The following is a 20,425-nucleotide window of genomic DNA, read 5'->3' on the forward strand; positions in this document are numbered from 1 at the left end:
CTACAGGGGCGTGGTGTCAGCTGGCGGTGCTGTAGCGCCGTACACCGGATTCAACGACCGGAATCTGCGCCGCCATGCTGCTGGTGGCCTGGAAGAGCACCAGATGCTCCGCCGCGACACGAATGCCAACCTCTGCGCCAATCTGATGATCGACATGACTCGGGAAGATCGATTCCAATTGCGCACCGGTCGGCATCTGCAGGCGATACAGCGTCGATGCACCCTGGAATGACTTGCCAGTGATCTTCGCCTTCAATGCGCTGTCTGGTGCGTAAACGATATCGTCCGGACGCAACAACACATCCACTGCACCACCGACCGGCCAGGTATAAGCACGGTTGCCACGCAACTCTCCCAATTCGGTCTGTACCGATTCCGGGCTGCTCAACTGACCGCGAATGAAGTAACCCTGGCCGATGAAGCTGGCCACATAAGGTGTCAGCGGTTCGTGGTACAGGTTGTAGGGTGTGTCCCACTGTTCCAGCCGACCTTCCTTGAACACGCCGACGTGATCGCTGACGGCGAAGGCTTCTTCCTGGTCGTGGGTGACCAGGATCGCGCTGGTGCCACGGGCCTTGAGAATGTCGCGCACCTCATGGCTGAGTTTTCGGCGCAGTTCGCCATCGAGATTGGAGAAGGGTTCGTCGAGCAGCAACAGTTGCGGTTCCGGGGCCAGGGCGCGGGCCAGGGCGACACGTTGCTGCTGGCCACCGGAAAGCTCATGGGGAAAGCGCTTGCCAAGGTTTTTCAGGTTGACCAGTTCCAGCAGCTCTTCGACGACATGATCCTTTTGCGGATGCTTGCGTATGCCGAAGGCGATGTTGTCGGCCACGCTCAAGTGCGGAAACAGTGCGTAGTCCTGGAACACCATGCCAATGCGACGCTTCTCCGGTGCTAGGGTGAACCCGGCGCTGGAAATCGTCTCGCCGGCCAGCTGGATATCGCCCTCGTGTACCGGTTCGAAACCGGCGATGGCACGCAGTGTGGTGGTCTTGCCGCAGCCGGAGGAGCCCAGCAGGCAACCGATGTCGCCGGCATTCAAATGCAAGTTGAGGTTCTGCACCACGCGCTGGTCTTGATAGCCACAGGCGAGGTTGCGCAGGTTAAGCAGTAATGGCTGACTCATGCGTGGTGGTACGCCGGCTCGACGAGAAACTCGAGCAGGGCCTTTTGTGCATGAAGACGGTTTTCCGCCTGATCCCAGGCCACCGAGCGCGGGTCGTCGAGCAGGTCGACGCTGATCTCTTCGCCACGGTGGGCCGGCAGGCAGTGCATGAACAGCACGTCGGGGGCGGCCAGGTCGAGCAAGGCGCGGTTGACCTGATACGGAGCGAACAGCTCAAGGCGCTTGGCGGTTTCTTCTTCCTGACCCATGGAGGTCCAGACGTCGGTGCTCACCAGGTGAGCGCCGCGCACGGCATCCTTCGGATCGCGAACGATGGTCACCCGATCACCGGCCTGGGCCACGAACTCCGCATTCGGCTCATAACCCTCAGGGCAGGCAACGCGCAACTGGAAGTCGAACTGGATCGCCGCTTCTATATAGCTGTTGCACATGTTGTTGCCGTCGCCGATCCAGGCCACGGTCTTGCCCTGGATGGAACCGCGGTGTTCGAGGAACGTCTGCATGTCGGCCAGCAATTGGCACGGGTGCAGGTCATCGGACAGGCCGTTGATCACCGGGACGCGCGAGTTGGCGGCGAATTCGGTCAGGGTGCTATGGGCAAAGGTACGGATCATCACGGCATCGAGCATGCTCGACATGACAATGGCGCAGTCGCTGATCGGTTCGCCTCGCCCCAGCTGGGTGTCGCGCGGCGACAGGAAAATCGCCTGGCCACCGAGCTGGATCATGCCGGCTTCGAAGGAAATGCGGGTGCGGGTCGAGGACTTCTCGAAAATCATCCCGAGCACGCGGTTTTTCAGGGGCTCGAACAGTACGCCGCGGTTACGCAGGTCCTTGAGCTCAACGCCTCGACGGATCACGCTGACCAGCTCTTCGGGCGTGCAATCCATCAGGGAGAGAAAGTGCCTTGCGCTCATCATTGACTACCTTTTTGCTACAAACCGCAGATGCTCAAAGCCTTGTTTAACGGAACAACGGGCGAGACCTGCGGCGTAAGCCGCACGGGGCGACGAAATAGGGGAAGGCGCGATCTTATAATTAAATGTCGCGTCTTACCAATAGGGCTACGGTTTTTAGGGGATTTCAGAGGCGCTACGGCATGTCCGCAGTAGCGCTTTTGAGGCCTGATTAATGACAGCAGCCGAGCATTTGTACACCGCACCTGCGCAAGTTGGCAATCAAGCGGGGCGTTGATCGGGCACTTGTAGTCGGTTTCTGACCTGTTGTTCGCATCGTTCGCAAACAGCGTCTTCGGTTTACCATCCAGGAAGTCTGTTTGCAGATGCCATACAGGTCGCCATCAAGCTGGTTGTCAGGGGGCATTGGTTGGCCTGATGGGCATCAATTCACAGCACGAACATCGCTGGCGCCGTATCGGGGCAGGCGCCATAGTTTTGTTCCCGCGGCTGAAACTGCCCGCCCAGAACAAGACAGAGACTGGCCATGACCAAGACTCTCCATCACCGTGCGTGCCACCTGTGTGAGGCCATCTGCGGCCTGACCATCGAAACCACCGAAGTCGAACCCGGCAATGTACAGATCACCTCGATCAAGGGTGATCCCCAGGATACGTTCAGCCGTGGACACATCTGTCCCAAGGCTGTTGCCCTGCAGGACATACAGAATGATCCGGATCGCCTGCATCAGCCCATGCGTCGGGTGGGCAGCGAATGGCAGCCCATCGAGTGGGAAGACGCCTTCAACCTTGTAGCCGAGCGACTGGCAGCGATTCAGGAGCGTCACGGGGCAAACGCGGTGGCGGTCTATCAAGGCAATCCCAGCGTGCACAACTACGGGCTAATGACCCACAGCAATTATTTTCTGGGCTTGCTGAAAACCCGTAACCGATACTCCGCGACATCAGTCGATCAATTGCCCCATCACCTGACCAGTCATTTGATGTACGGGCACGGTCTATTGCTGCCGATCCCGGACATCGACCATACCGATTTCATGCTGATCCTGGGCGGTAACCCGCTCGCGTCCAACGGCAGCATCATGACCGTGCCGGATGTGGAGAAGCGCTTGAAGGCAATTCAGGCCCGGGGCGGCAAAGTCGTGGTGGTCGACCCGCGTCGCAGCGAAACGGCGGCCATGGCCGATCAGCATCTGTTTGTACGTCCCGGTGGAGATGCGGCGTTGTTGTTCGGCCTGCTCAATACAATGTTCGCTGAGGGCCTGACCCGCGACAGTCATTTGCCGGTGGACGGCCTGGACGCGGTGCGCGAGTCCATCGTCAGCTTCACTGCGGACACCATGAGCCCGCTTTGTGCTGTACCCGCCGAACAGATCCGCCAGTTGGCGCGGGATTTCGCCGCTGCACCGAGCGCCGTTTGCTATGGCCGCATGGGTGTCTCGACCCAGGCGTTCGGCACGTTGTGCCATTGGCTGGTGCAACTGATCAATCTGGTCACCGGCAACCTCGATCGCGTGGGCGGGTCGTTGTGCACCGAGCCGGCGGTGGATCTGGTGGCCTCCACGTCGGGTGGACATTTCAATGTGTGGCAGAGCCGGGTTTCCGGACGCCCTGAATACGCTGGCGAGCTGCCAGTGTCGGCCCTGGCCGAAGAAATGCTGACCGAAGGGGAAGGGCAGGTTCGCGCGTTGATCACCGTGGCGGGCAATCCTGTGTTGTCTACTCCGAATGGTCGACAGTTGGAGCAGGCGCTGGACGGGCTGGAGTTCATGGTCAGTATCGACTTGTACATCAATGAAACCACGCGTTACGCCGACCTGATCCTGCCGTCCACCTCGGCGCTGGAAAACGATCACTACGACACCACGTTCAACCTGTTTGCGGTGCGCAATGTCAGTCGCTTCAATCGGGCGATTCTGGCCAAGCCGGAAGGCGCGTTGCATGACTGGGAAATTTTCGTCGGCCTGGCGAAGGCATTTGCGACCAAGACCGGCAAGGATTTGAAGCCGACCATGGCCCCGGCCCAGATGATCGATCGCGGCTTGCGCATGGGCCTGTATGGCGATGCTTCGGAGCATAAGCTGTCATTGGCGACCCTGTTCGATCATCCCCATGGCATTGATCTGGGTCCGCTCAAGCCCAATCTGGCGCTGCGTCTGAAAACCGACAATCAGAAAATTCAGGCGGCCCCTGCCGTGATCCTGGCTGACCTGGCGCGCTTTGCTACGTTGCAGGCACCGGCTGCGGATGAGTTGTTGATGATCGGGCGTCGGCATGTCCGCAGCAACAACTCGTGGATGCATAACTATCACCGTCTGGTGAAGGGCAAACCGCGTCACCAGCTATTGATGCACCCGGATGATCTGGCCAGTCGCGGTTTGAGCGATGGGCAGCTTGTGCGGGTCAGTTCGCGGGTCGGAGTGATCGAAGTGGAAGTGCTGGGCAGTCTGGATATGATGAAAGGAGTGGTCAGCCTTCCACACGGTTGGGGTCATGCACGACCGGGTGTGCAGATGACCATCGCCAGTGGTCAGCCCGGGTCCAGTGCCAATGACCTGACGGACGAATGCCAACTCGATGAGTTGTCGGGGAATGCGGCATTGAACGGAGTTCCGGTGACCGTGGCGGCGGCTTGATCGTATCTGACGGAGAGACCGAGCATGGCCCTCGGCTTTCCGTTACAATGCGCCACCGTGCCGACCCATGAGTCGGAAAGTTCAGCCGAGGTGCTCCATGGATATCATCGAAACGATTAAAGAGCAGATTGCCAATAACACCATTCTGCTTTACATGAAAGGCTCGCCGAATGCCCCACAGTGTGGCTTCTCCGCGAAAGCCGCGCAGGCTGTGATGGCTTGTGGTGAAAAGTTTGCGTACGTGGACATCCTGCAGAACCCGGAAATCCGCGCCAACCTGCCAAAATACGCCAACTGGCCAACCTTCCCGCAACTGTGGGTCGCCGGTGAGCTGGTCGGCGGTAGCGACATCATGACCGAGATGTCGGCTGATGGTTCGCTGCAGGCGCTGATCAAGGACGCTGCCGCTAAAGCCGCAGCTGCAAAGACCGAAGCCTGATCCCGCTTCTCTTCTGTAGGAGCGAGCTTGCTCGCGATGGACTTAAGAACACCGCGGGGAGCCAGACTTCCCGCGTTATCGTTAACGATCATCGCGAGCAAGCTCGCTCCTACAAGGTTTCAGGTAAGTCCGGAAACCAGCGCAATAAAAAAGCCCCGCCTCTTCAAAAGAGAGCGGGGCTTTTTATTGTGTAGAAGTTACTCGTCTTCACCCATCTGCGATTGCAGATAGTTCTCGAGACCGATCTTGTCGATCAGGCCAAGTTGGGTTTCCAGCCAGTCAATATGTTCTTCTTCGGACTCAAGGATATCCTCAAGCAGTTCACGGCTACCGAAGTCGCCAGCCTTTTCGCAAAAGGCGATAGCTTCTTTCAGGTCTTTGTGGCCGGTTTTCTCGATACGCAGGTCACACTCAAGCATTTCCTTGGTGTGTTCGCCGATGTGCAGCTTGCCCAGGTCCTGGACGTTCGGCAGGCCTTCAAGGAACAGGATGCGCTTGATCAGCTTGTCCGCGTGCTTCATCTCGTCGATGGATTCGTGGTATTCGTGTTTGCCGAGCTTGTTCAGGCCCCAATCTTCATACATGCGTGCATGCAGGAAGTATTGATTGATTGCGACCAGCTCATTGGCAAGGATCTTGTTGAGATGCTGGATGACTTTAACGTCGCCTTTCATGGTGGGGTCCTGCCCTGTATTAGCTGTCTATAAAACAGAGTTTGAGCCGCACAATTAAGAGTGTCAAACCTAAGTTATTGAAACTTAAGTGAAAATTAATCGGAATAAGAATGTTTGTGTTCCGCGTCTAGCGCCTAACCATTTGATTTTCAGGCATAAAAAAACCGGACATCAGTCCGGTTCTTTGAAAAAGGTTATTTAGGCTGCTGTAAATTCAACAGGAAAAGGAATCGCAGCCTGCGCCGTTTGCAATTTTGTCAGGGTCTCGCGGACCACTTCCTTGGCGAGGCAGGCACATTTACCGCATTGACTGGCAACGCCGGTGGCCTGGCGGACTTCCTTGTAGCTGCAGCATCCTTCATAGATCGCATCGCGGATTTGGCCGTCGGTAACGCCAGTGCAGAGGCAAACATACATAAGTGAAGACCGTCGCTCGTTTATGTCTCGAATGCGTTGGATCTTAATGTTAACGAGAATGATTGTCAAAGTGCTTGGGGGAGGGTTTTTCAGGGTCTGACGAACGGCGTTCTGCAAGGAGGCAGGAAACGGCTTTCGCTCTGCGTTTTTACGCTTGCGGGAAAAACCGTTAAGGACAGGCCAAACACGCAGTGTATGATGGCCGGTCTTTGCGAACCGGGTTTGTGTCACAGGGCTGTCGCCTGAGGGTGACAGGCTGATGCAAACCTTGTTTTTCACGTTTCTACACCAGGAGATATCCAATGAGCGTACTCGTAGGCAAACAAGCCCCTGACTTCACCGTACCGGCCGTACTCGGCAATGGCGAAATCGTTGACAGCTTCACCCTGTCCTCGGCCATCAAAGGCAAATACGGCCTGGTGTTCTTCTACCCACTGGACTTCACCTTCGTTTGCCCGTCGGAGCTGATCGCTCTGGACAACCGCATGTCTGAATTCAAGGCACGCAACGTTGAAGTGATCGCCGTGTCGATCGACTCGCACTTCACCCACAACGCCTGGCGTAACACCCCGGTCAACAACGGCGGTATCGGTGAAGTTCGCTACACCATGGCTGCCGACATCAAGCAGGAAATCATGAAAGCCTACGACGTTCAGTCCGCTGACGGTGTAGCTTTCCGTGGCGCGTTCCTGATCGACGACAAAGGCGTTGTTCGTTCGCAGATCATCAACGACCTGCCACTGGGTCGTAACATGGAAGAGCTGCTGCGTCTGGTCGACGCTCTGCAATTCCACGAAGAGCACGGCGAAGTTTGCCCTGCCAACTGGAAAAAAGGCGACAAGGGCATGAACGCTTCGCCAGAAGGCGTTGCGGCTTACCTGACCGAGCACGCTGCTGCTCTGTAAGGCGTCCGCCAGATACAAAAAAACCGGCCCACGTGGCCGGTTTTTTTATGGGTGGAGAAAACGAAAGCCTTTGTAGGAGCGAGCATGCTCGCGATGGACTCAAGAACACCGCGGGGCATCAGGCTCCCAGCGTCATCGTTGACGACCATCGCGAGCATGCTCGCTCCTACAGAAGGCCATCAATCGTCGAAATCTTCCCAGCCACCCATCTGTTTCCAGCGATTGACGATGCCGCAGAACAGCTCGGCCGTTTTCTCGGTGTCATAGCGAGCCGAGTGGGCCTCGCGACCGTCGAAATCGATATCGGCTGCCTGACAGGCCTTGGCCAGTACCGTTTGGCCATAGGCCAGGCCGGCGAGGGTGGCCGTGTCGAAGCTGGAGAACGGGTGGAACGGGTTGCGCTTCATGTCCAGGCGCGCGACCGCAGCGTTGAGGAAGCCCAGATCGAAACTGCTGTTGTGCCCGACCAGAATCGCCCGCTTGCAGCCGTTGGCCTTGAGCGCCTTGCGCACGCCACGGAAGATATCGTTCAGGGCTGATTCTTCACTCACGGCCATGCGCAGTGGATGATCGAGCTTGATCCCGGTGAACTCCAGGGCTGCCGCTTCGATGTTCGCGCCTTCAAAAGGCTCGACCCGGAAGAAGTAGGTGTGATCCGGGTAAACAAAACCCTTTTCATCCATGGCAATGGTGGTCGCGGCGATTTCCAGCAGGGCGTCGGTGGCCGAGTTGAAGCCACCGGTTTCTACGTCGACGACAACAGGCAGGTAACCACGGAACCTGGCGGCCATTGGATGACGAGGACCGCCTCCGCCGCCATTACCTTCCTGTTCATCGTCGAAATGGTCGTCACTCACGCGTTTTCCTCCAGCAGGCGCCAGCGCAGTTTTTCACCGGCGCGCAGCGGGATGACGGTCAGCTCGCCGAATGGCAGGCTGGCAGGGGCGGTCCATTCTTCGCGAACCAGGGTGATGCGATCGGTGTTTGCCGGCAGGCCATAGAAGCGTGGGCCGTTGAGGCTGGCGAAGGCTTCGAGCTTGTCCAGCGCATTGCGCTGTTCGAAGGCTTCGGCATACATCTCGATCGCCGCATAAGCGGTGTAGCAACCTGCACAGCCGCAGGCGGCTTCCTTGGCGTGCTGAGCGTGGGGCGCCGAATCGGTGCCGAGGAAGAACTTTTCGCTGCCGCTGGTGGCGGCGTCGAGCAAGGCTTCCTGATGCGTATTGCGCTTGAGAATCGGCAGGCAATAGAAGTGCGGCCGAATCCCTCCCACCAGCATGTGGTTGCGGTTGTACAACAGGTGATGCGCGGTGATGGTTGCGCCAACGTTGGCCGAAGCCGATTTGACGAACTGCACGGCGTCAGCAGTGGTGATGTGCTCGAACACCACTTTGAGGGTCGGGAAACGCTCGACCACACGACGCAAGTGCTCATCGATAAAGATTTTTTCGCGGTCGAAGACATCGACTTCGCCGCGGGTGACTTCACCGTGGACCAACAAGGGCATGCCGACTTCGGCCATGGCCTCCAGTGCGGGGAAGATCTTGTCGATGCTGGTGACGCCAGAGTCCGAATTGGTGGTCGCGCCGGCCGGATAGAGCTTGGCGGCGTGAATGAAACCGGTGGCCTTGGCCTCGCGAATTTCTTCAGGCTGGGTGCGATCGGTCAGGTAAAGGACCATCAGCGGTTCGAACCGGCTGCCGGCGGGGCGGGCAGCGAGGATCCGCTGGCGATAGCCATCGGCTTCGGTCGCATTGCGGACCGGTGGAACCAGGTTGGGCATAATGATGGCGCGACCAAAGGTGCGCGCAACATCCGCGACGGTATTGGTCAACACGGCACCATCGCGAAGATGAATATGCCAGTCGTCGGGACGCAGCAGGGTCAGGCGGTCGGACATGAGGGGATTCCAGGCGGGTCAAACTCCAGGGAATGCTACCGGAAAAGACTCTTGCAGGCACTCGCTATCAAGTTTTGCAGGAAGCTTCCGATATCCAACAGGTATGCCGTGAACATTTGCGTGTCCGTCTTTTTGTTGTAGAAGCCAGTGGAGCCTCCCGTGCGCCAGCGTTATTTAGCCTTGCTCAGTGTGTTTGCCAGCCTTCCCGCGATGGCGCTCACTTTCCAGACCCGTCTGGAGAGCATCGAGTGGACGGTCGAAGGCGATAAGTTCGAATGTCGCCTGACACAACCGATCACCGATTTCGGCTCGGGGCAATTCGTACGCCGCGCTGGCGAACAGGCGACGTTTCGTCTGAATGCGTCCAACGCCGTTATGGGGGGCGGTTCGGCCACCTTGCTGGCCGCGGCTGCGCCCTGGCAGCCGGGGCGAGGCGATATCAATCTCGGTACAGTGAGAGTCGGCAGCGGCAATGTATTGTTCAACAGTTCACAAGTTCAGGCCGGGCGATTGATCAGTGGCCTGATGGATGGACGCAGTCCGGTGGTTCGGCAATCCTCGGGGGATGGCCGGGTGTCGGAAGTGCGCCTGTTGCCAGTCAGGTTCAACAAGGCGTTTGCCGATTATCAAGGTTGTGTCGCCAAACTGTTGCCGCAGAATTTCGATCAGGTGAAGCAGTCTCAGGTCGGTTTCCCTGGTGGCGGTATCGATCTGGATGCGGCCGCCAAAGCCAGGTTGCAGGTGATGCTGGAGTACATGAAGGCTGATCCGACGGTCAATCACATCGAACTTGACGGCCATTCCGATAACAGTGGCAATCGTCTGACCAACCGTGACCTGTCCCGTCGTCGAGCCTTGGCCGTCATGGAGTTCTTTAAGGCCAATGGCATTCAGGAGTCGCAGATCACCCTGCGTTTCCATGGTGAGAGCTATCCGTTGGCGCCGAATACCAATAACGCCAACCGCGCGAAAAACCGTCGGGTTGCCGTTCGATTGGAGCGCGGAGCTCCGCCGGAGCAGGTGGCCCCTCAAGCCACGAAACCGTCTAATTCGACAACTTCCTGACCGTTTTGTCATCGTCGCGCTCTCGACATAATCTGTCGCTTCGTCGTCATAAGCTGTCGCGCCACTGTAAATTATTCTGCATGAGCGGTAGACTTCCCGGCTTTCCGTAGAACCCCGTGGAGTGATGGCATGGCGGACGTAAACAAGGTCGTTCTGGCGTATTCCGGCGGCCTGGACACTTCGGTGATCCTCAAGTGGCTGCAGGATACTTATAACTGTGAAGTGGTGACCTTCACCGCTGACCTGGGTCAGGGCGAAGAGGTCGAACCTGCACGCGCCAAGGCTCAGGCCATGGGCGTGAAAGAGATCTACATCGACGACTTGCGCGAAGAGTTCGTGCGCGATTTCGTGTTCCCGATGTTCCGCGCCAACACCGTTTACGAAGGCGAGTACCTGCTGGGTACGTCCATCGCTCGTCCGTTGATCGCCAAGCGCCTGATCGAAATCGCGAACGAAACCGGTGCTGACGCCATTTCCCACGGCGCTACCGGCAAGGGTAACGACCAGGTTCGTTTCGAACTGGGCGCCTATGCCTTGAAACCTGGTGTGAAGGTGATCGCTCCGTGGCGCGAATGGGACCTGCTGTCCCGTGAGAAACTGATGGATTACGCTGAAAAGCATGCGATCCCGATCGAGCGTCACGGCAAGAAAAAATCCCCGTACTCGATGGATGCCAACCTGCTGCACATCTCCTATGAAGGCGGCGTGCTGGAAGACACCTGGACCGAGCACGAAGAAGACATGTGGCGCTGGACCGTCTCCCCGGAGAAGGCTCCCGACAAGCCGCAGTACCTGGAACTGACTTACCGCAACGGCGACATCGTGGCGCTGGACGGTGTCGAAATGACTCCGGCTACCGTGCTGGCGACCCTGAACCGTATCGGTGGCGAACACGGTATCGGTCGTCTGGACATCGTCGAGAACCGTTATGTGGGCATGAAGTCCCGTGGCTGCTACGAAACCCCTGGCGGCACCATCATGCTGCGCGCTCACCGTGCGATCGAATCGATCACACTGGACCGCGAAGTCGCTCACCTCAAGGATGAGCTGATGCCGAAGTACGCCAGCCTGATCTACACCGGCTACTGGTGGAGCCCGGAGCGTCTGATGCTGCAACAGATGATCGATGCTTCCCAGGTCAACGTGAACGGTGTCGTACGCTTGAAGCTTTACAAGGGCAACGTGATCGTGACGGGCCGCAAGTCGGATGATTCGCTGTTCGACGCCAACATCGCGACCTTCGAGGAAGATGGCGGCGCCTACAACCAGGCCGATGCAGCGGGCTTCATCAAGCTCAATGCCCTGCGTATGCGCATTGCCGCGAACAAAGGCCGCAAGCTGTTCTGAGTGCTTTGAGCCTGTAATGGATTTGTGGCCTCGTCATTGACGGGGCCACAAATCAGAAAAAGGTTATTTCTGATACTGCAAAACAGCAATTTACGCCTGACCTGCTTGATACCTTTGCTTCTGCGAGTCACGGATAGGGCCTGCCTCATGGTTGGCAGCTCTGATCGATGACCGTCACCCCGCGTGAACTCAAATTGTAAGCAACGCAGAAATTGACGACACCGCATTTTCTTGCCTGTCTGGAATATTTGAGTACGCGTTCCTTCAGTCGATTGTCCGATTTCGTCCCCGTGAGAAACAGAATCACTTGTTGTCCCCGGGTGATTTGTATCCTTTCCAGCAAAGTGCTGAATTCCAATTTATTTTTTATCCGACGTGCATCAACGATGTACAGGTCTTTCATCAATTCGGGCAATTGAATGTGCTGCTGATCCGAATGCGAGTGTTGCAAACCGGTTTCGTCTGGTGGGGCCTGGGCATTTCCGGGGGAGAAAGCACGTCGTGGCTCATCCACTGGGGCGTTGTTTCCCTGCGGGTCAATATTGTCCATGGCTTTCAGGAAATGCTCATCCTTTTCAAAGTCAGAAGGCGAGTAAAGCGAACGGTAGTTAAAGTTGAGTGTGGCGAAGAATAAGAACAGTAAATAAAAAGGAAAGCTGATCAGGAACCAGACATAAATTTCTCTCTCCTCATCTTCCAAAAAGGGAAGAGAGACAGCTGCCGATGTTTCAGACAGTGTTGCGAATATGGCGATTATTGTCATGGGGTTGGCGATTCTTTTTTTGAGTTTGATCATGTTTATTTCTCATTGTATTTTGTCTTTGCTCGTTTGAAGGGTGATGTTTGTTGTTGGTGTTGTGTTTTTTTTGTTTGTGGTGCCTGTCGTTTTGCGTTTGGATATTTGTATTGTTAATGATTGTTGGTTTGTGTTCTTTTTGCTGTAAGAGTTAGCGTGCGCTCGGTGTGTGATATTTCTGGTGTTAATGTTTTATGGGTGGTGTCGGTTACGTTTGATGGAGTGTATATCCGACTTTGCTCGTACTTTAAGCTTTGTTTTTTAGTTCAAGAAGGATACAAAATAATCATGAAGTCTGAACTGCATCCCTGCGGATACCGTTTTCATAGCGTTATGTTCGAGGGTGATTTGTAGGATTAATCCGCGATTCTCGTAGGGAATGTCTCTCGGTGCAGGTCGTTGGGGGGGGCAGCATGCCACGGGTGAAACGACTAGGCTATTGTGCGGGCTCTAAAAAATCGAACAGCGAAAATTGGACCTGCCCATGAATAAAGTGCTGATCGTGGATGATCACCCCGTCATTCGTCTCGCGGTGCGAATGCTGATGGAGCGTCATGGCTACGAAGTTGTTGCAGAAACAGATAATGGCGTGGATGCATTGCAACTTGCCCGCGAATATATGCCGGATATTGTCATTCTGGATATCGGGATTCCGAAACTGGACGGACTGGAAGTTATTGCACGACTGACATCAGCCGCAATGCCCATGAAAGTGCTGATATTGACTTCCCAATCGCCAGGGCATTTCTCTATGCGGTGCATGCAGTCGGGGGCTGCCGGGTATGTCTGTAAGCAGCAGGATCTCACCGAGTTGCTCAGTGCAATCAAGGCGGTTTTGTCCGGCTATAGCTATTTTCCCAATCAAGCTTTGCATACCGTGCGTGCCAGCCTGGGGAACGCCAGTGAAGCGGATATGGTGGATCGTCTGTCAGGGAGGGAAATGATGGTCCTGCAACAATTGGCCAGAGGCAAAACCAACAAGGAAATCGCCGACGGGATGTTTCTCAGTAACAAGACCGTCAGTACTTACAAGACGCGCCTTTTGCTGAAGCTGAACGCGCGCTCCCTCGTCGATCTGATCGAACTGGCTCAACGCAATGGGCTAGTGTGATTTTACAAGGGGTGACAATATGCGATGAACGGGCATCCATCGCGCTTGGGCACAAAGTAAAAAGCCTCCGTTTCGGGAGGCTTTCAGATGTCATAAGTCAAAGTCGTAATCAGCCAATTGCTTTTGCAGCCGGCGCTCCTCCAGCAAATTATCGATTGTACGGCGTTTGCTCAGGTTGGTTTTCGCTACTTCAACCACAGGTTCGGCATCATCGGCCTCAAGGGGGGTGAAGTCGTCCTCTACATCCAATTGCTCTTTGCCAGTGCTCATTGAGTTACTCCAGGCTAAGACTGCCTTTGGGGCTCCTTATATCGACAATCTCCCGGCGGGTAAAAAAGATTTTTTCAATCGATAAATCAATAAATCCAATAGAGGCTCAATCGTCCGAGGTCTTGTGCTTGTATTCGCACAAATCTTCTATTCGGCAACTGCCGCAGCGAGGCTTGCGGGCCAGGCACACATAGCGTCCATGAAGGATCAGCCAGTGATGAGAGTCGAGCAGATATTCCTTGGGCACGAACTTCATCAGCTTTTTCTCGACTTCGACCACATTCTTGCCAGGCGCAATGCCGGTGCGATTGCTGACCCGAAAAATATGGGTGTCCACGGCCATCGTCAGCTGTCGGAATGCAGTATTGAGTACCACGTTGGCGGTTTTACGGCCCACGCCGGGCAAGGCTTCCAATTCTTCGCGGGTCTGTGGCACTTCGCCTGCATGACGCTCCACCAGCAAGCGACAGGTCTCGATCACGTTTTTGGCTTTGCTGTTGAACAGGCCGATGGTCTTGATGTACTCCGACAATCCCTCGACGCCCAAGGCATGGATCGCCGCAGGGGTATTGGCAATCGGGAACAGTTTTGCCGTGGCCTTGTTGACGCCGACATCAGTCGATTGCGCCGAAAGAATCACGGCGATCAGCAATTCAAACGGTGAGGAATAGGCCAGTTCGGTCTTTGGTTCCGGGTTGTCTTCGTGCAGCCTGCGGAAAATTTCCAGACGTTTTGCGGCATTCATGGGTAAGGCGTTTCCTCGAAAACTGTCAGTGAGAAGGTGTCTGGCGGTGCCAGGCTTGCCATGCAGCGATCAGCAATCCCAGTAGAATGAACCCGCCAGGGGCCAGTGTAGCCAGGCGCAAGCCTCCATCGGCGGTCAGCACCCAGCCCTGCCAATCCGTTTGCGTCCCGACAGCCAGCCACGCTAGATGATTGCCAAGTGTCCCGTTACCAATGAGTTCTCGCAGCAGGCCCAGGCCAACCATCAATACGCCAAACAGACCACACTGGCGCAGTCGGTCTCTTCGAGGACTCTGGAAGAATCCGGCATGATTCAGGACGACGCATTGCAGGGCGATCAGGGCTGGATAGATGCCCACCTGTTGATGCCATTGCAGTGACCAGACTTGTGCGCCGAGCTCCGCGCAACTGACCAGGGTGGTGGCGAGCAGTACGCTTGCAAGCAAGTGCGTTGTGGGGAGCAAGCGAGATCGAACCGCCGTCATCCCGACGCCAAAAACACAAATCACCACGATAAACATCAGCCACAGGCCCAGTGCATTGACCAGTGAACCGGTGGCGCCTATGAGTGGTGCGAGCATCAAGGCATTTTGCAACAAGGGTGATTTACTCATGGGAAGCGCTCCCAAGCAGTTGCTGCCGGTGTTCATCGAAGTAGCGCAGCGCATCATGGGTCGCGTTGATCACAGACCTTGACGTAATGGTCGCTCCCGCAATCTGGTCGAATTGTCCTTGATCCTTTTTCAAGGCCCAGCCTTTGTCCTCCGGATCGGTCCGGGATTTGCCGGAAAACAGCTGAAGCCAGGCATTGGGCCAGTCGGCTATTCGCGCACCCAGTCCCGGTGTTTCCGCTTGCTTGAGGGTCTTGACCCCAATCAGCTTGCCGTTGGTGTCGATGGCGATCAGCAAGTCGATGGCCCCTGCATATCCCAAGGCCTGGCTGCGCAACAAGACGGCATAAGCTTGTCCGGCCTTTGTGGCCCTGTATCCCGCCAGCAGAGTGCTGGTGCCCAGCGTTATATTTTCGAGTGCGAGTGGTTGCTCCAGGGGCTGATTGTCATAGCTGTTGGTCGGGAGCACATCCAGCAAGTTGCGACTGTCGATCAGGCGTTGCTCAGCCAAAATCCATGGTCCACTGCTGTTCTGCGCTAGCCAGGTCAGGCCGACCCCAAGGGCGGCCAGCAAAGTGAGGATGGCAACGCTCGACGCTCGGCTCATGGTGTCACTCGCTCCTGTCGGGCAGTAACAAACCGTTCGAGTGCCGGTACACAGAGATTCATCAACAGCACGGCAAAGGCCACACCATCCGGATAACCGCCCCACGTCCGGATCAGATACGTCAGCAGCCCGACACCGATGCCGAACAGCAGTCGCGCGCCAGGGCTTCTGGCGCCGGACACCGGTTCCGTGACGATGAAAAATGCGCCTAGCATGCTGGCGCCGGTGAGCAGATGAAACAGCGGTGAACCATGGGAGTCGGAGCCCGAACCGTTCCAGCACATCAGGCTGATGATGAACAGGCTGGCGAGCATGCCGACTGGCGCATGCCAGCTGAAAACCCGCCGCTGAAGCAGAAACAGGCCACCTGCGAGGAAGGCCAGATTCACCCATTCGACGCCGTGACCACCAAATTGACCGAACGCTGGATTGGTCGAGAACAGTTCATCCATGGTCAGGCTTTTATTGATTCGCAGGCTGTCCAGTGCCGTGGCCCGGACCCAGCCATCCGGGGGCTGACCAAAACCGAACACCTGTTGCACACCGCCCCACAGATCCATGCCGTGTGACGCCGGCCAGTGGGTCATCTGTTGTGGAAATGCCACCATGACCAGAGCGAAACCGAGCATCGCCGGGTTGAACGGATTGCTGCCGACACCGCCATACAAATGCTTGCCGAACACCATGGCAAGCGCGGCAGCACTGACTGTCAGCCACCACGGGCAATAGGGCGGTAAGGCCAGGGCCAGTAGCGTGGCACTGACAAGTGCACTGCCGTCGCTCAAGCTCGGCTTGAGCGGTCGCTTGCGCAAATGCAGCACCGCCGCTTCAACGGCCAGCGCACTGAACCCCGCCAGCGTGAGGTTGATCAACACTCCCCAGCCATAAAACCAGAACAACATCAGCATCCCGGGCAACGTAGCCAGTAGAACCAGTTTCATGGCCTGCTGCAGGCGTAAATCGACCGACTCAAGCGGTGGCATGGGCATCCACCTGGCGTTCGGCTTCGCTGACGGCGCGCTCCAGGGCTTGGATCTGCTCGGCAGGCGCTTCGGCGGCCTGAGCTTTTTTGAGTTCGGCGCGGCGCATGGCCAACTGGATCTTCGCCCGATTCAGCTCGGTATTCTTCGCTGGAGCGGCGGCAGGCGGCGCTGGTGGTGCAGCGCTTTCCAGCTGCGCCAGGACCTGCTCGGCGGCTTCAAACTGTTGTTGCAGAACGATCAATTGCGACTGCTGTTCGAAGGTCGGCGGATGGCCAAAGGCCTTAAGTGACTTGGTCAACTGCGCCCGACTCATGGCCAGATCGATCTTGGCTTTTTTTAATGCCGCATCGGCATTGGCGGCTTTCTGTGCGCGGACGCGTTCAAGTGCGGCCTGCACCGGATCGAGTGTCGCTTCGTTGGTCATGGCAGCACGTTGTGCACGGGCCTGGCGTTCGGCAGCTTTTTGTCGTTCTTCACGCTGCAGACGGGCGTTGCGTTGCTCGAAGCGGTACCTTGCGTGGTTGCGTTTGGTCGCGCGGGCACGTTGCTCTTCAAGGCTGAAGGCCAGGCCTCCGACGATCGGCAACACTGTGGCCAGCGGCAGGGGGCGCATTTCGATGCAGTCCACAGGGCAAGGTGCCACGCAGAGGTCGCAACCGGTGCATTCATCAATGATCACCGTGTGCATCAGCTTCGCCGCACCGACAATGGCGTCTACCGGGCAGGCCTGGATGCATTTGGTGCAACCGATGCACTCGGCTTCGCGGATGTAGGCGATCTGCGCTGGAGCGGAACCACGGCTGACATCCAGCTCCAGCACTGGCACGTTCAGCAGTTCGGCCAGGGCGTGAATGGTTTCGTTGCCGCCCGGCGGGCATTTGTTGATCGGCTCGCCGTTGGCGATGCCTTCCGCGTAGGGCTTGCATCCGGGATGACCGCACTTGCCGCATTGAGTCTGCGGCAAGAGGGCGTCGATGCGTTGAATCAGACTCATGTTTTGATCAGTCCGCTGAATCCGAGAAAAGCCACTGCAATCAGACCGGCGCCGATAAGATCGATCGGCAAGCCGCGAAAGGGCAGGGGAACATCGTTGTCGAGTGTGCGTTGGCGCAAATCATTGAACAGGCTAAGCACCAACCAAAAACCCAGCCCGGCTCCGAGGCTCAGGGCCATGGCGGCCAGAAATCCCTTGTCATCCTGGATATTGAGAAGCGCGACTCCAAGCACGCCGGCATTGCCCAGCAACAGTGGCCAAAGCCCTTCAAACGACAGCGTCGAACACACCCGTGACAGTCCTTTAAGCAGAGGGGCGATCAACAGCACGCTCAGAGGCAACAACACGAACAAGCGCAGGGAGGCCAAATCCAGCGGCATGAGCAGCCAATGATAAAGCGCGTAACCGAACAGGCCCACAATCAGCATCAGGCAAGTTGTCGCAATGCCCAAGGCATGGACTTGCCGACGTTCGCTGCCCAACAGCGGATCTACACCCAGCGGCCAGTGCAACACGAGGTTGTTGATCAGGGCTGTGCTGATAAGCGTAAGAAATGCTTCGGTCATGATCGCGCCGACAGGTGCGGTAAGGCTTGTTCTGTAGGAGCGAGCATGCTCGCTCCTACAGTGAAAAGCATTACGGCAAGAATGGGGTTTTAACGCAGCCGTTTAGAAAGCTTAGGCATTATCCGGCAAGGGTGTCGGGTGGGCCAGACATGAAAATCCCACAGCTGCGCCAGGCACGACTGTGGGATCGGTTTGCCGCTGTACCTTACTTGATTCGCTGACCAGGCTTGGCGCCGCTGTCAGGGCTCAGCAGGTAGATTTCTTCTCCGCCAGGGCCGGCTGCCATCACCATGCCCTCGGAAATCCCGAACTTCATTTTGCGGGGCTTGAGGTTGGCGATCATCATGGTCAGGCGACCATTGAGTTTGGACGGGTCCGGATAAGCGCTCTTGATCCCGGAGAACACGTTGCGCTGCTCGTCGCCGATGTCCAGGGTCAGGCGCAACAGCTTATCGGCGCCTTCAACGTGTTCGGCCTTGACGATCAGTGCGACGCGCAAATCGACTGCCGCGAAGGTGTCGAACTCGATTTCCGGCGACAGCGGATCCTTGGCCAGTTCACCGTTGCCGGCGGGTGCCGCTTCGCCAGTATCGGTCTGGCTGGCGGTCAGGTCTTCTTTCGAAGCGTCGGTCATGGCTTGCACCTTGACCGGGTCGATCCGGGTCATCAGCGGCTTGAATTCGTTCAACTGATGGTTGGCGAGCCAGATAGCGTGGTCGTTCCAGGTCAATGGCGCGACGTTCAGGAACGCCTCGGCATCGGCGGCCAGCAACGGCAGCACAGGCTTGAGGAAGATCACCAGTTGACGGAACAGGTTGACGCCGGTGGCGCAGATCGCCTGGACTTCATCCTGTTTGCCTTCCTGTTTGTTCAACGACCACGGTGCCTTGTCGGCGATCCAGGCATTGGCGCGGTCGGCCAAGGCCATGATCTCGCGCATGGCGCGGGCGAAGTCGCGGGCTTCATAGGCGTCGGCGATGCCTGGTGCGGCGGCCAGGAACGCTTCAGTCAGTTCTGGCGCGGCGTTGGTGTCGACCATCACACCAGCGTTGCCTTTGTGGATGAAGCCAGCGCAACGGCTGGCGATGTTGACGACTTTGCCGACCAGGTCCGAATTGACCTTCTGCACGAAGTCTTCGAGGTTCAGGTCCAGGTCGTCGACGCCACGGCCCAGCTTGGCCGCGTAGTAGTAGCGCAGGTATTCCGGCGACAGGTGGTCCAGGTAGGTCCGGGCCTTGATGAAGGTGCCACGGGACTTGGACATTTTCTGGCCGTTGACGGTCAGGTAACCGTGTACGTTGATGCCGGTCGGCTTGCGGTAGCCGGCGCCTTCGAGCATGGCTGGCCAGAACAGGGCGTGGAAATTGACGATGTCCTTGCCGATGAAGTGGTACAGCTCGGCGGTGGAGTCCTTGCCCCAGAACGCGTCGAAGTCCAGCTCCGGCGTGCGGTTGCACAGGTTCTTGAAGCTCGCCATGTAGCCGATCGGCGCATCCAGCCACACGTAGAAGTACTTGCCCGGCTCATCGGGAATTTCAAAGCCGAAGTATGGCGCATCGCGGGAGATGTCCCACTGTTGCAGGCCGGCATCCAGCCATTCGGCGATCTTGTTGGCGACGGCGTCCTGCAGGGTGCCGCTGCGGGTCCAGGTTTGAAGCATTGCCTGGAAGTCAGGCAACTTGAAGAAGAAGTGCTGGGAGTCCTTGAGCACCGGCGTCGCGCCGGAAATGGCCGACTTCGGGTCTTTCAGGTCGGTCGGAGCATAGGTCGCGCCGCATTTTTCGCAGTTGTCGCCGTACTGGTCTTCCGTGCCGCATTTCGGGCAGGTGCCCTTGATGAAACGGTCGGCCAGGAACATTTTCTTTTCCGGGTCGAAATACTGCGTGATCGAACGCGTGGCGATGTGCCCGGCGTCGCGCAGCTTCAGATAGATCTGGCTCGACAGCTCACGGTTTTCTTCGGCGTGAGTGGAGTGGAAATTATCAAAGTCCACCAGGAAGTCGGCAAAGTCGGCGCTGTGTTCAGCCTGGACATTGGAGATCAGTTGTTCCGGGGTGATGCCTTCCTTCTCCGCGCGCAGCATGATCGCCGAGCCGTGGGCGTCGTCGGCGCAGACATAAATGCATTGGTTGCCGCGGTGTTTCTGGAAGCGCACCCACATATCGGTCTGGATGTATTCCAGCATATGGCCGAGGTGAATCGAACCATTGGCATAGGGCAGGGCGCTGGTGACGAGAATCTTGCGTGGCTCGGACATGGGACTCGGCTACTTGATGAAACGGAGGTCGGCCACTATAAAGCGCCCGAGCATATTTTTC

Annotated in this window: 21 protein-coding genes; 6 read left to right on the forward strand and 15 right to left on the reverse strand. The window is 57.2% G+C overall.

The annotated features are described in order from the left end of the window. Positions 1-16: 16 nt before the first annotated feature. Both ACSFE6_RS03335 and argF read right to left on the reverse strand, forming a co-directional pair. Positions 17-1,126: an ABC transporter ATP-binding protein gene (locus tag ACSFE6_RS03335; protein WP_435426260.1), complete on the reverse strand. Its 1,110-nt coding sequence runs from the start codon at positions 1,124-1,126 to the stop codon at positions 17-19. Continuing rightward, a complete protein-coding gene (argF, locus tag ACSFE6_RS03340) occupies positions 1,123-2,043 on the reverse strand; it encodes an ornithine carbamoyltransferase (RefSeq protein WP_435426261.1) in 921 nt (306 codons plus the stop codon). The genes ACSFE6_RS03335 and argF overlap by 4 nt, the downstream gene beginning before the upstream one ends. Positions 2,044-2,569: 526 nt before the next feature. On the opposite strand from argF, the gene ACSFE6_RS03345 reads away from it, so the two are divergent. Then, positions 2,570-4,678: a molybdopterin oxidoreductase family protein gene (locus ACSFE6_RS03345; protein ID WP_435426262.1), complete on the forward strand. Its 2,109-nt coding sequence runs from the start codon at positions 2,570-2,572 to the stop codon at positions 4,676-4,678. A gap of 97 nt (positions 4,679-4,775) precedes the next feature. Beyond that, complete coding sequence (grxD, locus tag ACSFE6_RS03350) at positions 4,776-5,117, forward strand: Grx4 family monothiol glutaredoxin (protein WP_007938922.1); 342 nt, start codon at positions 4,776-4,778, stop codon at positions 5,115-5,117. A gap of 197 nt (positions 5,118-5,314) precedes the next feature. Here grxD and bfr read toward each other — a convergent pair whose 3' ends face one another. Continuing rightward, positions 5,315-5,791 (reverse strand): bacterioferritin, encoded by a 477-nt coding sequence (gene bfr / locus ACSFE6_RS03355; RefSeq protein WP_435426263.1) that lies wholly within the window; start codon positions 5,789-5,791, stop codon positions 5,315-5,317. A gap of 198 nt (positions 5,792-5,989) precedes the next feature. Further along, the gene (locus ACSFE6_RS03360; protein ID WP_008057530.1) at positions 5,990-6,208 is read right to left on the reverse strand and encodes a bacterioferritin-associated ferredoxin; all 219 of its coding nucleotides are present in this window, start codon (positions 6,206-6,208) and stop codon (positions 5,990-5,992) included. Positions 6,209-6,510: 302 nt separating this feature from the next. Here ACSFE6_RS03360 and ACSFE6_RS03365 point away from each other — a divergent pair, with 302 nt between their 5' ends. Beyond that, a complete protein-coding gene (locus ACSFE6_RS03365; RefSeq protein ID WP_175377857.1) occupies positions 6,511-7,113 on the forward strand; it encodes a peroxiredoxin in 603 nt (200 codons plus the stop codon). A gap of 179 nt (positions 7,114-7,292) precedes the next feature. On the opposite strand, the gene rnt is transcribed toward ACSFE6_RS03365, so the two are convergent. Both rnt and pyrC read right to left on the reverse strand, forming a co-directional pair. After that, positions 7,293-7,970 (reverse strand): ribonuclease T, encoded by a 678-nt coding sequence (rnt, locus tag ACSFE6_RS03370; protein WP_435426264.1) that lies wholly within the window; start codon positions 7,968-7,970, stop codon positions 7,293-7,295. Then, the gene (gene pyrC, locus ACSFE6_RS03375; RefSeq protein ID WP_435426265.1) at positions 7,967-9,013 is read right to left on the reverse strand and encodes a dihydroorotase; all 1,047 of its coding nucleotides are present in this window, start codon (positions 9,011-9,013) and stop codon (positions 7,967-7,969) included. The genes rnt and pyrC overlap by 4 nt, the downstream gene beginning before the upstream one ends. Positions 9,014-9,172: 159 nt before the next feature. Between pyrC and ACSFE6_RS03380 the strand changes: the two genes are divergently transcribed. Further along, positions 9,173-10,078 (forward strand): flagellar protein MotY, encoded by a 906-nt coding sequence (locus ACSFE6_RS03380; protein WP_435426266.1) that lies wholly within the window; start codon positions 9,173-9,175, stop codon positions 10,076-10,078. A 129-nt stretch (positions 10,079-10,207) separates the two neighbouring features. Next, complete coding sequence (locus ACSFE6_RS03385; RefSeq protein WP_110964710.1) at positions 10,208-11,425, forward strand: argininosuccinate synthase; 1,218 nt, start codon at positions 10,208-10,210, stop codon at positions 11,423-11,425. 145 nt (positions 11,426-11,570) lie between these two features. Here ACSFE6_RS03385 and ACSFE6_RS03390 read toward each other — a convergent pair whose 3' ends face one another. Then, positions 11,571-12,221 (reverse strand): hypothetical protein, encoded by a 651-nt coding sequence (locus ACSFE6_RS03390; RefSeq protein WP_435426267.1) that lies wholly within the window; start codon positions 12,219-12,221, stop codon positions 11,571-11,573. Between the two features lie 484 nt (positions 12,222-12,705). Between ACSFE6_RS03390 and ACSFE6_RS03395 the strand changes: the two genes are divergently transcribed. Beyond that, positions 12,706-13,332 (forward strand): response regulator, encoded by a 627-nt coding sequence (locus ACSFE6_RS03395; RefSeq protein ID WP_435426268.1) that lies wholly within the window; start codon positions 12,706-12,708, stop codon positions 13,330-13,332. Positions 13,333-13,422: 90 nt separating this feature from the next. Here the strand turns inward: ACSFE6_RS03395 and ACSFE6_RS03400 are convergent, their stop codons facing one another. The 8 genes from ACSFE6_RS03400 to metG all read right to left on the reverse strand — a co-directional run bounded on the left by ACSFE6_RS03400 (position 13,423) and on the right by metG (position 20,364). Next, positions 13,423-13,602: a PA3496 family putative envelope integrity protein gene (locus ACSFE6_RS03400; protein ID WP_435426269.1), complete on the reverse strand. Its 180-nt coding sequence runs from the start codon at positions 13,600-13,602 to the stop codon at positions 13,423-13,425. 106 nt (positions 13,603-13,708) lie between these two features. Then, entirely contained in the window at positions 13,709-14,347 is a 639-nt protein-coding gene (gene nth, locus ACSFE6_RS03405) for an endonuclease III (RefSeq protein WP_095193084.1), read from the reverse strand. A gap of 25 nt (positions 14,348-14,372) precedes the next feature. Continuing rightward, on the reverse strand, positions 14,373-14,960 hold the full coding sequence (locus ACSFE6_RS03410) for an Rnf-Nqr domain containing protein (protein WP_435426270.1): 588 nt from the start codon (positions 14,958-14,960) through the stop codon (positions 14,373-14,375). After that, positions 14,953-15,564, reverse strand: coding sequence for an RnfABCDGE type electron transport complex subunit G (locus ACSFE6_RS03415; protein ID WP_435426271.1), 612 nt, complete (start codon positions 15,562-15,564; stop codon positions 14,953-14,955). The genes ACSFE6_RS03410 and ACSFE6_RS03415 overlap by 8 nt, the downstream gene beginning before the upstream one ends. Continuing rightward, positions 15,561-16,547, reverse strand: a complete 987-nt coding sequence (locus ACSFE6_RS03420; RefSeq protein ID WP_435426272.1) for an RnfABCDGE type electron transport complex subunit D — start codon at positions 16,545-16,547, stop codon at positions 15,561-15,563. Before ACSFE6_RS03420 ends, ACSFE6_RS03415 begins: the two co-directional genes overlap by 4 nt. Beyond that, positions 16,534-17,541 carry an electron transport complex subunit RsxB gene (gene rsxB, locus ACSFE6_RS03425; RefSeq protein ID WP_435426273.1) on the reverse strand — a complete coding sequence of 336 codons (1,008 nt, stop codon included), beginning with the start codon at positions 17,539-17,541 and terminating at the stop codon, positions 16,534-16,536. Before rsxB ends, ACSFE6_RS03420 begins: the two co-directional genes overlap by 14 nt. Continuing rightward, positions 17,538-18,107, reverse strand: coding sequence for an electron transport complex protein RnfA (locus ACSFE6_RS03430; protein ID WP_435426274.1), 570 nt, complete (start codon positions 18,105-18,107; stop codon positions 17,538-17,540). The genes rsxB and ACSFE6_RS03430 overlap by 4 nt, the downstream gene beginning before the upstream one ends. 205 nt (positions 18,108-18,312) lie before the next feature. Further along, positions 18,313-20,364 (reverse strand): methionine--tRNA ligase, encoded by a 2,052-nt coding sequence (metG, locus tag ACSFE6_RS03435; protein ID WP_435426275.1) that lies wholly within the window; start codon positions 20,362-20,364, stop codon positions 18,313-18,315. Positions 20,365-20,425: the final 61 nt, after the last annotated feature.

This window comes from Pseudomonas baetica (genome assembly GCF_051216495.1).
Taxonomy (GTDB): Bacteria; Pseudomonadota; Gammaproteobacteria; order Pseudomonadales; family Pseudomonadaceae; genus Aquipseudomonas; species Aquipseudomonas baetica_B.

Excerpts from the sequence above, each read along its gene's own strand:
- ACSFE6_RS03335 (WP_435426260.1), bottom strand. The coding sequence starts at position 1,126 with ATGAGTCAGCCATTACTGCTTAACCTGCGCAACCTCGCCTGTGGCTAT.
- argF (WP_435426261.1), bottom strand. The coding sequence starts at position 2,043 with ATGAGCGCAAGGCACTTTCTCTCCCTGATGGATTGCACGCCCGAAGAG.
- ACSFE6_RS03345 (WP_435426262.1), top strand. The coding sequence starts at position 2,570 with ATGACCAAGACTCTCCATCACCGTGCGTGCCACCTGTGTGAGGCCATC.
- grxD (WP_007938922.1), top strand. The coding sequence starts at position 4,776 with ATGGATATCATCGAAACGATTAAAGAGCAGATTGCCAATAACACCATT.
- bfr (WP_435426263.1), bottom strand. The coding sequence starts at position 5,791 with ATGAAAGGCGACGTTAAAGTCATCCAGCATCTCAACAAGATCCTTGCC.
- ACSFE6_RS03360 (WP_008057530.1), bottom strand. The coding sequence starts at position 6,208 with ATGTATGTTTGCCTCTGCACTGGCGTTACCGACGGCCAAATCCGCGAT.
- ACSFE6_RS03365 (WP_175377857.1), top strand. The coding sequence starts at position 6,511 with ATGAGCGTACTCGTAGGCAAACAAGCCCCTGACTTCACCGTACCGGCC.
- pyrC (WP_435426265.1), bottom strand. The coding sequence starts at position 9,013 with ATGTCCGACCGCCTGACCCTGCTGCGTCCCGACGACTGGCATATTCAT.
- ACSFE6_RS03385 (WP_110964710.1), top strand. The coding sequence starts at position 10,208 with ATGGCGGACGTAAACAAGGTCGTTCTGGCGTATTCCGGCGGCCTGGAC.
- ACSFE6_RS03390 (WP_435426267.1), bottom strand. The coding sequence starts at position 12,221 with ATGATCAAACTCAAAAAAAGAATCGCCAACCCCATGACAATAATCGCC.
- ACSFE6_RS03395 (WP_435426268.1), top strand. The coding sequence starts at position 12,706 with ATGAATAAAGTGCTGATCGTGGATGATCACCCCGTCATTCGTCTCGCG.
- ACSFE6_RS03400 (WP_435426269.1), bottom strand. The coding sequence starts at position 13,602 with ATGAGCACTGGCAAAGAGCAATTGGATGTAGAGGACGACTTCACCCCC.
- nth (WP_095193084.1), bottom strand. The coding sequence starts at position 14,347 with ATGAATGCCGCAAAACGTCTGGAAATTTTCCGCAGGCTGCACGAAGAC.
- ACSFE6_RS03410 (WP_435426270.1), bottom strand. The coding sequence starts at position 14,960 with ATGAGTAAATCACCCTTGTTGCAAAATGCCTTGATGCTCGCACCACTC.
- ACSFE6_RS03415 (WP_435426271.1), bottom strand. The coding sequence starts at position 15,564 with ATGAGCCGAGCGTCGAGCGTTGCCATCCTCACTTTGCTGGCCGCCCTT.
- ACSFE6_RS03420 (WP_435426272.1), bottom strand. The coding sequence starts at position 16,547 with ATGCCACCGCTTGAGTCGGTCGATTTACGCCTGCAGCAGGCCATGAAA.
- rsxB (WP_435426273.1), bottom strand. The coding sequence starts at position 17,541 with ATGAGTCTGATTCAACGCATCGACGCCCTCTTGCCGCAGACTCAATGC.
- ACSFE6_RS03430 (WP_435426274.1), bottom strand. The coding sequence starts at position 18,107 with ATGACCGAAGCATTTCTTACGCTTATCAGCACAGCCCTGATCAACAAC.
- metG (WP_435426275.1), bottom strand. The coding sequence starts at position 20,364 with ATGTCCGAGCCACGCAAGATTCTCGTCACCAGCGCCCTGCCCTATGCC.